Genomic DNA, 8,658 nt, shown 5'->3' on the forward strand with positions numbered 1-8,658 from the left:
GTTCTTCGCCAGGTTGCCGAGGCTTACTTTGAAGAGGCGGCCATTCTAGCGAGATAACATTAAGTGTCAAACACTTTATCAATTATTTCTTTTAAAGAAATTCCCATCCATTACCAGCGCACTGCCCTGACAACGAGGCGAATTATAGGTAGTTTAGAGAAGGACACAAGTCTTAAAATGAAACTTTCTCATAAAAACGAACTGACAGCTCACAAAAGAACCAATGAGAGTAATCTTCAAGCAAAAAGGGCCATTTCTGGCCCTTTTGAATGTAGATGTTTAGTCTTGATGAGCAATAATTTGGTCATTGTTAACAACTAGCTTAACTTTTTTATCCGGTAGGATTCTTCCTGCCAATATTTCTTTCGCTAATGGATTTTCAACGCTTTGTTGAATAGCGCGTTTCAATGGTCTTGCTCCGTAAACAGGATCAAACCCAACTTGAGAAATCAGCTCTAACGCTTTTTCAGACACCTCAAGCTGATAACCTTTCTCTTCCATTCGTTTACCAAGACGGGCTAATTGAATAGAAGCGATCGATTTAATTTGTTCTTGCGCCAATGGATGGAATACGACACTTTCATCCACTCGGTTTAAGAACTCCGGTCTAAAATGTTTACCTACAATCTCCATTACCTCTTTTTTAATGCCTTCATAATCCAAGCTTGCGAATTTTTCTTGAATTTGCGAAGACCCTAAGTTTGAGGTCATGATTACCACTGTATTACGAAAATCAACTGTGCGTCCTTGCCCATCCGTTAAGCGCCCATCATCTAATACCTGTAGCAGAATATTAAAGACATCAGGGTGTGCTTTCTCAACTTCATCCAACAAGATAACCGAGTACGGTTTACGGCGAATAGCCTCGGTCAAGTAGCCACCCTCTTCGTAGCCCACATAACCTGGAGGCGCGCCGACTAATCGCGCTACTGAGTGTTTTTCCATAAACTCAGACATGTCGATTCGCACCATGGCATCTTCACTATCAAACATAAAGTTTGCGAGTGTTTTGCACAATTCAGTTTTACCCACACCAGTTGGCCCTAAGAATAAGAAAGAGCCAATCGGTCTATTTGGATCAGATAACCCAGCCCGGCTACGGCGAATCGCATTTGATACCACTTCGACGGCTTCAACTTGTCCGATAACTCGTTGATGCAGCGCATCCTCCATTTGCAACAGTTTTTCTTTCTCCTCTTCCAGCATTTTAGAAACTGGAATGCCAGTTTGCTTTGAAAGCACTTCCGCAATTTCTACATCAGTTACTTTGTTGCGCAGCAAAGTCATCTCTTGCATTTCAGCTTGAGTTGCAAGGTCGAGCTGCTTTTCAAGCTCAGGAATTCGACCGTATTGAAGTTCTGACATACGGTTCAAGTCACCCGCTCTACGTGCGAAATCCATATCCATACGCGCTTGCTCTAATTCGGACTTAATATGCTGAGTACCCGAAAGAGCTGCTTTTTCCGCATTCCAAACTTCTTCCAGCTCGGCAAACTCACGCTCTTTCACTTTTAACTCTTCGTTTAGCACCTGTAAGCGTTTTTCACTCGCCTCATCGTGTTCATTCGTTAGCGCTTGTTGCTCAATTTTCAGCTGAATAATTTTGCGCTCAAGCTTATCTAAAGATTCTGGCTTTGAATCTATTTGCATTCGAATACTTGAAGCGGCTTCATCGATCAAGTCAATCGCTTTATCGGGCAACTGGCGATCAGAAATATAACGGTGCGATAAGCTCGCAGCAGCAACAATAGCCGGATCAGTGATCTCCACATGGTGATGGAGCTCATAACGCTCTTTCAAACCACGCAAAATAGCTACTGTGTCTTCTACGCTAGGTTCATCAACCAGTACCTTTTGGAAACGTCGCTCAAGTGCCGGATCTTTCTCTATATATTGACGATATTCGTCCAAAGTCGTCGCACCGACGCAGTGTAGATCTCCTCGAGCCAGAGCAGGCTTAAGCATATTCCCCGCATCCATTGCGCCTTCGCCTCGACCTGCACCGACCATAGTGTGCAACTCATCAATAAAGAGGATGACATTACCCTCTTCTTTCGCTAGCTCGTTAAGCACCGATTTTAAGCGTTCTTCAAATTCACCCCGATACTTAGCCCCTGCGACCAAAGACCCCATGTCTAATGACAATACTCGACGACCACGTAGACCTTCTGGCACTTCATTATTAATAATGCGCTGCGCTAACCCTTCCACAATCGCTGTTTTACCAACACCGGGCTCACCAATGATCACTGGGTTGTTTTTGGTCCGGCGTTGCAATACTTGGATGGTGCGACGAATTTCATCATCACGCCCGATGACAGGATCAAGTTTTCCCTGCTCAGCTCGCTCAGTCAGATCGATTGTGAATTTCTCAAGCGCTTGTCTTAGCTCTTCTGCATTTGGATCATTCACTTTCTGACCTCCACGCACTTTTTCTATTGCTGCAGAAACTTTGGGCTCGGTAAGTCCTATTTCTTTGAGTAATTGACCAAGCGCATCCTTATCTTCTAGTGCGGCTAGTAAAAATACTTCCGAAGAAATGTAGGAATCTTGCCGTTTTTGCGCAAGTTTATCGCACAAATTGAACATAGTTCCCATGGCGCTAGAAAGCTGAACATCACCACCGATACCGCTAACTTTTGGCAAACGGTCTAATATCTCGCTGAGCTTCGAGCGCAATTGCATAACGTCCACACTTAACATAGTAAGAAGTGGACGAATTGGACTGCCATTTTGATCGAGCAATGCCACCATCAAATGAACAGGCTCGATATATTGATGATCACGGCCTAATGCCAATGATTGAGCATCAGAAATGGCAATTTGAAATTTGCTTGTAAATCGATCAAGACGCATACCAACTTTCCTCACCTTAATTGAGAAACTAATCTTATGTAGCTAAAGATGGCTACGCACTAGTGCTTTTTCAAGGGGCAAGTTAGGGAAGATTGATCTTGCGTAAGTTACTCTTCGATCCAAATAAATGAAGCTTGGCGACCTGTAATTCCGTCGCGTCGATAGGAATAAAACTGGTGAGGATTATGGAAGGTACAAAGACCGCTAGTTGATATTTCTGAAACACCGCATTGATGCAACCTTAACGTGGCTAACTGTGCAATATTTGCTAGCCATTTTCCATTCTTTTGAAGACAAAATGCGGCCTTCGCTTTGGTATTTTGATCAACAAAGGCGTGGTATACATCATCACCGACTTCAAATGCCGTAGGACCGATAGCAGGACCGAGCCAAGCTAAGATATCACTAGAAAATTTGGCGAGCGCATTTTCGAGTATCCCATTAGCTAACCCGCGCCAACCAGCATGAACTGCAGCCACTTCGCTGCCTTTATGGTTGGTGAGTAGAACAGGTAAGCAATCCGCGGTCATTACAGAACAAACCACATTATGCTGATGGGTAAAAACGCCATCGGCACTCAGAATCTGCTGAGTAGGTTGAGTAACCCCTAGCACTTGTGTTGAATGCGTTTGTTCAAGCCAAATAGGTTCAGAGGGCATCGCCGCTTGCTGCGTTAGCCATTGGCGATTTTGTTCAACGAATAAAGGATCATCCCCAACATGCATGCCTAAATTCAGCCCCTGATAAGGAGCTAACGAAAAGCCACCGACTCTAGTCGAGGAGAAAGCTTTTACATGTTTAGGTGCATTCCAGTTAGGGATGATCTTCTGCATTAGAACTCGTCTTTTTTATTCAACTTAGTATCCACACGTAAAGCTTCCGCCATAATGATCATATCGTCAGGTACTGGCGCATGAAATTCTAGCATTTCACCAGTGACAGGATGCTCAAGTCGAAGCATAACGGCATGCAAAGCCTGACGATCAAAACCACGGATCATATCGGTCAGCTCTTGCGTCGCCCCTTTCGGAATGCGAGCGCGGCCGCCATAAGCGGTATCCCCAAGCAAAGGATGCTGTAAATATGACATATGCACACGGATTTGGTGAGTACGACCCGTTTCTAAACGCAAACGAAGTCGCGTATGTTCACGAAAATGCTCGGCCACACGATAGTGAGTTACCGCTGGTTTACCCATAGGGCTTACCGCCATCAATGTACGTTTTGTTGAGTGGCGGCCAATCGGCTTATCGATCATCCCGCCAGCCGTCATGGTACCGATCACAATCGCTTCATATTCACGCGTAATCTTACGCTTTTGCAACGCTCGAACTAAGTGAGTTTGTGCTGGGACTGTTTTAGCGACCACCATTAAACCAGTCGTATCTTTATCCAAACGATGCACAATACCTGCACGTGGTACTTCAGCGATAGCTGGGTAATGGAACAAGAGTGCATTTAACACTGTGCCATCTGGAGTACCTGCCCCCGGATGCACGACAAAATCTCGTGGTTTATTGATGACCATAATATCGTCATCTTCATACACAATATTTAAAGGTATATCTTGCGCTTCCCAACGCTCTTCATCTTCAAGCTCGGCTTGGACTGTAATGATTTCTCCTCCCATGACTTTCATTCTTGGCTTAGTGATCACATCACCATTGACCTGAACTTTGCCTTCTAAAAGCCACTCTTTTAGGCGTGAACGAGAGAAATCTGCGAATAATTCAGCGACAGCTTGGTCTAAACGTTGACCTAACTGGCTATCTTTTACTGTATTTGTTAATTCAATCTGCTGAGCCATATCGAACTTTTTTAAAAACCGTGAGACTAATAGCGTCTAGTATGGATAAAATATGGCGTCATTGTATCTGTTACTGCTAAGAAAGTAACGAAACGATTTGTAAAGCGATTACGCACTCAATTAAGAAGCATTAATTCAAGGAAACGACTCCTGTCATGAAACACCACACTTTATCAGGCTTACTCGCATTATCACTGTTATTTGGCTGTTCAAGCAGCGAAGAGATTGTCCCTGATGTGCCGCCTTCTGAATTATACTCAGAAGCACAAACCTCACTGCAAAATGGTAACTGGTTAACGGCCATTCAAAAACTTGAGGCGTTAGATTCACGTTATCCCTTCGGTGCATATTCAGAACAAGTTCAACTTGATCTTATTTACGCTTACTACAAAAACGATGATCTTGCGTTAGGTTTAGCGACCATTGAGCGCTTTAGTCGTTTGAACCCAACCCATGAAAAAATGGATTGGGTACTCTACATGCGTGGTTTGACGCATATGGCGCAAGATCGCAACTTCATGCATGACCTATTTAATGTCGATCGCGCTGATCGTGACCCTGAACCGGTAAAAGCTGCGTTTGCTGATTTTAAGAAACTGCTGCAACGCTACCCAACAAGCCCTTATGCAGAAGATGCTCATAAACGTTTATTTGCGTTAAAAAATAGACTGGCTGAATACGACCTCGCCACCGCTGATTTTTACTTACGTCGTGAAGCTTGGATTGCAGCCATCAACCGTGCTCAGGAGCTACAAAAAACGTATCCAGACACAGAAGCTGCTCGCAAATCATTACACATTCAGTTGGAAGCATATAAACAGCTCAAACTGGACGATGCCATTGCCCGAACTCAAAAGTTAATTGCACTCAATCCACAATAGTTTGCAAATAAGCTTAGGTACACCATGAAAACCACTCGCTCTTTGAGTGGTTTTTTTATTTGGGGTCGTTCGGAATAATAACACGCAAGCAAAATACGATTGGAAAATGAGCCGTGCAGGTAAGTCAACCTACAACAAAGGACTTCAAAGCATCATGAGAATAAAGATCACAAAAAGCACTTGAATAAGAAATGAGCAGTGCTCTTTTTAGGCCGTAAAGAGACCCTAAAAATGGAAAATTCTTAGCTTGACCTCTCAACTAATCTATCCAGATTGATAGGAATCACAAGCTTTTTCTTTACTCTTTATCAGCACTTTTTGCGTAAGATCACGTTTAAACTCACCCTTTAAAATCACATCCAATAAAGTGATCTAAATCACATTACTTTGGTGTTAAATCAGTAATCTGAAGTTAACCCATGAGGGATGCAACAGAGGAAAACATCTATGAAAGTAACGATCACTGGTAAAAATATCGACATTACCTCTGCAATCCGCACTCACATTGAGAGCAAATTTAAAAAACTAGAGAAGTGGCAAGTGGATATCATAGGATGCCAAGCTAGCTTTAGTGAAGAGCCCAATAAACAGAAAAAATTTGAAGCGATTATCACGGTACCCAAAGGACAGCTAGTCGCTTCTGCAACCCATGAAGATCTTTACGCAGCTATTAATGAGGTAGAACAAAAATTAGAACGCCAACTCAACAAACTGCGCCATAAACCGGAAGCTCGTCGTACCGACAAACCGGAAGTAGAAGAAGAAATTGAATAAAGTTTTATATGATAAAAAATAGCGCTTTCAAGCGCTATTTTTTTGCTTGACGCTCTACGGTTGCTTGCTTATTGTGTCTTTACATTCAAAGAGAAATCACCTTCTTATGCACTTAACCTCACTGTTCTTTTTTCTCCCATAGCGTTGGAGGCATGGTCGTTGGCAGAAGAGAAGATAAGTCAAAGACGAACAGAAAGCCTCCCACTGGGAGGCTTTTTTACAAGGACATTTTTATGACTGAAAAGCACTATTCACTTGAAGAGATCCGCTTGCGACTGAACGAGCTCGATGATCAACTGCTAAACCTACTGGCGGAGCGTAGAAAATTCAGCATTGAAGTCGCTAAAAGCAAAGTGGAAACCGCAAAGCCTGTGAGAGATGCCGTCCGAGAACAACAACTTTTGGTCAAATTGATTAATAATGGTAAAGAAAAATACAGTTTAGATGCTCAATACATTACCAGGCTGTTTCACACCATCATTGAAGACTCCGTCTTGCTACAACAAGCATACTTACAGAACCTAGCCAATCCGCAACTGAGCCGTAAACCACTAGCAAGAGTGGCTTTTTTAGGAGCCAAAGGATCTTACTCCCATCTCGCAACACGTGAGTACTTCAGTCGTAAAAATACAGAACTGATCGAACTTAATTGCGATCAGTTTAAAGAGGTCACCAAAACGGTTGAATCGGGTCATGCCGACTATGGGGTCTTGCCGATTGAAAATACCAGCTCAGGTTCAATTAATGAAGTATATGATTTATTACAACATACTACTTTGTACATTGTCGGTGAGCTCACTTTACCAATTGAGCACTGTTTAGTTGCAACCTCAGAATTACGTTTAGAAGAGCTCAAAATCCTTTATTCACACCCACAACCCCACCAACAGTGCAGCGAATTTTTAAGCCGTCTAAAAGGTGTTTCGCTTGAAACCTGCGCAAGCACAGCAGATGCGATGCTAAAAGTACAGCAGCTTAATCGCAACGATGTTGCCGCGATTGGCAATGCTTCTAGCGGTAAACTGTACGGCCTACAATCAATCAAGTCTAATATCGCCAATCAAACAGAAAACCAGACTCGCTTTATTGTTGTTGCGAGAAAGCCAGTGGAAGTCTCTACTCAAATCCCAGCGAAGACAACATTAATTATGTCAACATCACAGCAAGCAGGCTCACTTGTTGAAACCTTATTAGTATTGCAACGCTATGGCATTAACATGACCAAATTAGAATCAAGGCCCATTATGGGAAATCCTTGGGAAGAGATGTTTTATGTTGATCTTGAATCACATCTTGATTCCATTGAAATGCAGCAAGCATTGAATGAGCTAACAAAAATCACGAAGCATTTAAAAGTATTAGGTTGCTACCCAAGCGAAAATGTTAAACCGACCCAAGTAAAACTTCAATAATCACATTTAAGTCAAATATTTGACAGAAGTCAGCTGACAGCCATCAACATAGTTCATATAATGCCCAATCATTTCACACATAATTAATCACTATGTTTTGGGCTGTCAGCCTACTTTGAATCCACGGAATATATTCCGCACGTCATAAGATATCTGTGACACTTTCATTGTGAACGATGCCCTTTTCCAATAAATAAGGTTCATCTACTTATATCATGATGAAAATCCATCCTTTGGCTTTAATGCTATTTCTGCTAGGCATTTCAGCGCACGTTCGAAGCTCAGAGCTCAATATTTATTTGTGGGAAGACACCATGTCACCGCAAATCGTTGATCAATGGCGGCAAAGTAGCGGCATCGTCATCAATTTATATCACTTTGATAATGATGATGAGCGAAGTCTATTGATGGTCAAAAGTGTCCAACTACCTTTTGATATTGTCGTACTCGATAACGTATCGGCGCTTATCTATTCTCGGCTCAACACCTTTGAAGACCTGAGCGCACTACCGAATAGAAAACATAATGATGCGAAATGGAATCAGGCATGTGGTAGCCACGCCGTCCCCTACTTTTGGGGAACCGTAGGTATCGTCTACAGAAAAAGTAAACTCCCAACCAAGCCCAGAAACTGGGCTGATCTCATCGACATGCCACCAGCACTCCAAGGTCATGTGGGGATGATTCACGATACAGTTGAAACCCTATTACCAGCATTGTATGTCCAACAACAATCACCCATCACCAATGATGATAATGCACTTAAACTGGCTTACCAAAAGATGCAGTCTGTGAACTCAAATATCTTAACCTATGAATATGTACTGAGTTACATCCGAAGCCACCCTGACAGTGATAATCTAGACATGGCACTGGCATACAGTGGTGACCAATTTTCTTTAAATAAGTATTTTGGCGGTGATGATTG

The 8,658-nt window shown here is 42.7% G+C and carries 7 protein-coding genes; 4 read left to right on the forward strand and 3 right to left on the reverse strand.

Translation table 11 applies throughout. The features are described from left to right. Positions 1–279: 279 nt before the first annotated feature. From clpB to rluD, 3 genes are all read right to left on the reverse strand, one after another. Positions 280–2,856 carry an ATP-dependent chaperone ClpB gene (gene clpB, locus VOR_RS0108710; RefSeq protein WP_010319326.1) on the reverse strand — a complete coding sequence of 859 codons (2,577 nt, stop codon included), beginning with the start codon at positions 2,854–2,856 and terminating at the stop codon, positions 280–282. Positions 2,857–2,963: 107 nt separating this feature from the next. Further along, positions 2,964–3,689, reverse strand: coding sequence for a peptidoglycan editing factor PgeF (pgeF, locus tag VOR_RS0108715; RefSeq protein WP_010319327.1), 726 nt, complete (start codon positions 3,687–3,689; stop codon positions 2,964–2,966). Next, positions 3,689–4,663 carry a 23S rRNA pseudouridine(1911/1915/1917) synthase RluD gene (gene rluD / locus VOR_RS0108720; RefSeq protein WP_010319328.1) on the reverse strand — a complete coding sequence of 325 codons (975 nt, stop codon included), beginning with the start codon at positions 4,661–4,663 and terminating at the stop codon, positions 3,689–3,691. Before rluD ends, pgeF begins: the two co-directional genes overlap by 1 nt. Before the next feature lie 155 nt (positions 4,664–4,818). Between rluD and bamD the strand changes: the two genes are divergently transcribed. The 4 genes from bamD to VOR_RS0108740 all read left to right on the forward strand — a co-directional run. Further along, complete coding sequence (gene bamD, locus VOR_RS0108725; RefSeq protein WP_010319329.1) at positions 4,819–5,544, forward strand: outer membrane protein assembly factor BamD; 726 nt, start codon at positions 4,819–4,821, stop codon at positions 5,542–5,544. Positions 5,545–5,991: 447 nt separating this feature from the next. Then, the gene (gene hpf, locus VOR_RS0108730; protein WP_010319330.1) at positions 5,992–6,318 is read left to right on the forward strand and encodes a ribosome hibernation-promoting factor, HPF/YfiA family; all 327 of its coding nucleotides are present in this window, start codon (positions 5,992–5,994) and stop codon (positions 6,316–6,318) included. A gap of 233 nt (positions 6,319–6,551) precedes the next feature. Beyond that, entirely contained in the window at positions 6,552–7,730 is a 1,179-nt protein-coding gene (pheA, locus tag VOR_RS0108735) for a prephenate dehydratase (RefSeq protein WP_010319331.1), read from the forward strand. Between the two features lie 215 nt (positions 7,731–7,945). Continuing rightward, on the forward strand, positions 7,946–8,658 hold a 713-nt coding region (locus VOR_RS0108740), incomplete at its 3' end, for an extracellular solute-binding protein (RefSeq protein ID WP_010319332.1).

It is taken from the genome of Vibrio ordalii ATCC 33509, assembly GCA_000257205.1.
GTDB classification, from domain to species: Bacteria; Pseudomonadota; Gammaproteobacteria; order Enterobacterales; family Vibrionaceae; genus Vibrio; species Vibrio ordalii.

Coding starts and splice junctions, on each gene's coding strand:
- clpB (WP_010319326.1), bottom strand. CDS start 2,856: ATGCGTCTTGATCGATTTACAAGCAAATTTCAAATTGCCATTTCTGAT.
- pgeF (WP_010319327.1), bottom strand. CDS start 3,689: ATGCAGAAGATCATCCCTAACTGGAATGCACCTAAACATGTAAAAGCT.
- rluD (WP_010319328.1), bottom strand. CDS start 4,663: ATGGCTCAGCAGATTGAATTAACAAATACAGTAAAAGATAGCCAGTTA.
- bamD (WP_010319329.1), top strand. CDS start 4,819: ATGAAACACCACACTTTATCAGGCTTACTCGCATTATCACTGTTATTT.
- hpf (WP_010319330.1), top strand. CDS start 5,992: ATGAAAGTAACGATCACTGGTAAAAATATCGACATTACCTCTGCAATC.
- pheA (WP_010319331.1), top strand. CDS start 6,552: ATGACTGAAAAGCACTATTCACTTGAAGAGATCCGCTTGCGACTGAAC.